This window comes from Bathymodiolus platifrons methanotrophic gill symbiont, assembly GCF_002189065.1.
Classification (GTDB): domain Bacteria; phylum Pseudomonadota; class Gammaproteobacteria; order Methylococcales; family Methylomonadaceae; genus Methyloprofundus.
On record NZ_BDMN01000147.1, the window covers coordinates 1 to 3,348 of the forward strand.

General features: G+C 39.3%; 3 protein-coding genes and 1 riboswitch. Of the genes, 2 read left to right on the forward strand and 1 reads right to left on the reverse strand.

Annotated elements, in window-relative coordinates:
* Positions 1-352 precede the first annotated feature (352 nt).
* Positions 353-427: riboswitch (cyclic di-GMP riboswitch) on the reverse strand.
* 612 nt (positions 428-1,039) lie between these two features.
* Both CDZ78_RS09260 and CDZ78_RS09265 read left to right on the forward strand, forming a co-directional pair.
* A complete protein-coding gene (locus tag CDZ78_RS09260) occupies positions 1,040-1,285 on the forward strand; it encodes a type II toxin-antitoxin system ParD family antitoxin (RefSeq protein ID WP_373862463.1) in 246 nt (81 codons plus the stop codon).
* Positions 1,278-1,565, forward strand: coding sequence for a type II toxin-antitoxin system RelE/ParE family toxin (locus tag CDZ78_RS09265; RefSeq protein WP_087869765.1), 288 nt, complete (start codon positions 1,278-1,280; stop codon positions 1,563-1,565). Before CDZ78_RS09260 ends, CDZ78_RS09265 begins: the two co-directional genes overlap by 8 nt.
* A 343-nt stretch (positions 1,566-1,908) precedes the next feature.
* Here the strand turns inward: CDZ78_RS09265 and CDZ78_RS09270 are convergent, their stop codons facing one another.
* Positions 1,909-2,820, reverse strand: a complete 912-nt coding sequence (locus tag CDZ78_RS09270; protein ID WP_087869766.1) for a hypothetical protein — start codon at positions 2,818-2,820, stop codon at positions 1,909-1,911.
* Between the last annotated feature and the right edge of the window lie 528 nt (positions 2,821-3,348).

The following is a 3,348-nucleotide window of genomic DNA, read 5'->3' on the forward strand; positions in this document are numbered from 1 at the left end:
ACCAACATTCATTCGCCTACGCAGCGAATGGGAGATGCCCTGGTCGCCCTGCGTCCGTCTCAACTACGCACAAAACCCTGCTCCGTTAAGACTACCTCAAATGGCTGGACGGCTATTCGGAATGCAATTCTTGCCTCCCTCGCGCGCTACTAGCGCACTTCGGATCAGCGAATTGCCCTGTCGCCTACCAGGGACTAAAAATCATCACTCCGCTTAGGCTCCGTTTCCCTGATTTTAAGCGATTGTTATTATTGTAATTAAGGTACTGCTCAAAAAGTTATTAGACATTTTTGATCAGTAACACAATGTGTAATATAGATATACACATCAATCGGCCTATCCATATGCTACTTTCGGTAGTTCGGCTTTCCATTTAGGTCCCGTGACTTTCTGCCCCTACTTTTCAATAGGTTTAGCTTTTCGTGATTTCGCTCCATTTACATATACTTATATACTTATTTGAACAATATTTCAACTGAGTATTTTTATCAAGTATTAGAGGACACTGCAAAATTGGTCCTTCTAAGTAACATAATTATAAGCTGTTGCTTTTATATGATTTTTATCCTGAGGTAGGCTCCTTCTACAGTCTTGTGAGTACATTTATGCCCTAATATAGAACATACTACGGACACCAGGAATGGAAGTCAGCCTAATTTTGAGTTTAAAAATACTCTATATTTTGAATGCCTCTTGCCCGTTTCTAATCCTTCCAATGCTGATATTTCCCCTTTCAATTCGAGTGGATGTTGGTTGGTATATAGAAGAGAGGGTCATTGTTGATTTTTTATAGTCAGAGGCATTGTTAAGAATTATAAATAAAAGGTCTGAAGGATAGTGTTCGTGTTTCGGCGCTATAATAAAAAAAATCTGCTTTTTGATAAAAGAATATTTAAATAATTTCTCTCTATGATTCTATAGTAGACCCCGATGTTACGTTTTAAAATAAGAAGTCTGATAGTGGAAACGATAAGCCTGAATAGTTAATTCAGTATGATATAATCATACCATTATAGGGTCAGGAGTGTTAAAAGTGCCAATGCAACGCAAAACGATAACTGTCACCGAGCAACAAAACTTTTGGATTAAGTCTCAAATTGATTCTGGGAAATATGGTAATGATAGTGAGTATCTACGAGAATTAATTCGCCTTGACCAAGAGCACAAACAAAAAATAGCAGTGCTGCGTTCTGCTCTTATTGAAGGTGAAAAAAGTGGAATCAGCAAACGTAGTATGGATGATATTCTTAAGGATGCTAAAAAAAGACACAGTTTAAATGTATAGGCTCTCAGTTGAAGCGAGTACAGATTTAGATTCAATTCTTGATTATTCGTTCATAAACTTTGGTGCTAATGTGATGATCAAGTACTATAAATCACTAGAAAAGTGCTTTGATATTCTTGATGATAACCCTGACTTAGGGATTGAGGTTGAGCATATTCGACCTGATTACTTATGCTTGCAGCATCGATCACATTTGATTTTTTATAAAAAAATAAAAGTGGGTATTTTAATTGTACGCCTGCTGCATGCAAACATGGATGTTTCACGACATTTTAACTAAATCGAAGTCAGGGTGATCTGTATTATTAGGGACGGGCGCAAATTAAATTCAAAAAAACGAAGGTATTTCATGTGTACCTAACCCCAATGAATTGCTCGCTGTACAAGGTGCACTGGCACACCTGCTGGCGTGATTCTCGGGAGTCGAGCCATTAATTTCCCTCTGAAATAAGTTTTTGGATTCTTAGGGATAAGTTTATCACATTTAACCTTACTCTGACCCCAGTTATTTGAGTTTTTATTTCGTGTTCGCAATTTGGGCGCTGCCCCCGCTATTCCTGAATATAAAGTTATTTTGGAGAAGTATGCATATGATATTTAATATATCTCTGCCCAGTTATTTGTTAACCAGCTGGAATAGTAATTAGAGGGACGCCACTGGGTGATTGGGGTGCCTGGAGCATATATAAATAGGTTAGCAGGCCGAAAGCCTGTTTGCTGTTATGGTCTGAGTGTTCAATGAAGAACCAGTGATCTTGATATTCGATAGCAACAAAAGCATTGTCTGGTTCTTCTGCAGAAGATTGGACATGTAACGGGACGAAAAAATCATTATTAAGTTTGCTTTTACCTTCAACAAATTTTTCTTGCAGATGAGCGGCTGGCACCTCTACACCATGTGCCAGAAACCCCATAAGTGTTAATAGTGAGCGTAACTTGATGGTGATTTCATTGGGCTTCAGATTGACTTGCCGTTCAGTAATACGAAAAACAGAAATATCTTGATCCAGCTTTAGAATCTTTTTAAACTGAGTAATTAATTCCTGAGTTTCTGGATTCGGATCGGTATCAAAAGCAAAGTATCTATTGTTTGCATCTTTGCCTTCGCCATAATAGCTATCGAAGGCATTATGTTTACCTAGCTGGACAATGAGTTTTACGGCAAGCTCAAATTTTTCCAATTGCTTGATTTGTTCCTGACGCAACACCGGAACAAAAGCTGAATTTCTCAGGTGGTTTATTCTTTCGAAACTCATCATCATTAACTGCCCGGCTGGCCAGCCTGACTGAGCCAAAGAGAAAATGGAAGCACTGGGTATGGGGGTTAATAACTGCCGGGAAAAATCCTCTCCGCTTAAAGGGCTATAGGAAATTGTAGGCCTATCTATATGAGAGACACCTAAGCCTCCGCTTGCAGAACCGGCTGCTCCAGCAATATTGGCGCTACCTAGGTAGACGTACTGAGAAAGCACTGAACTGATAGATAGAAAGACGGGAACGTCGCGATAGCGTAAACGCACGAGATTAAGTAGCATTTGTTGGTTCGCTGACCGACCAATCGCCTGGTTATAATCAAACCGATCAGGGACAACTCGGACCGTGCCTAAGGACGAACAAGCTGACAGAGCCAGGAAAGTAAAGAGGACTGAAGTTTCCCAATTATTGAGTAGCTGAAATACACAATGCTGGTGTATCGAGGTTTATTTTAGGTGGTTTTGCCATGTTTATAGCAAACCCCTACTTAATTCCCCTTAGGCAATAGCATTTGAAACGAATGAAAAGACTATTTTTTTCATATAGTTGTAGCATAGTTTCAATTTTACCATAAATAATTATTGGGAAACTTCAGTCTTATTATACAGCCAGAGGTATTGTTAAGGGGCATAAATCAAAGACCTAGAGGATAGTGTTCGCGATTTGGGGCCTGGGTCTATAACATAAATGCTGAAATGTTAGAGCTGAGCTCGTTTTGAACTCATTCCAGTTGTGGATTGCTATGAGCTTAATTTGGGTAATCTTAAGGGGCAGGGAAGTTCCTCTGTTAACTAAAGCACCTGGAAACA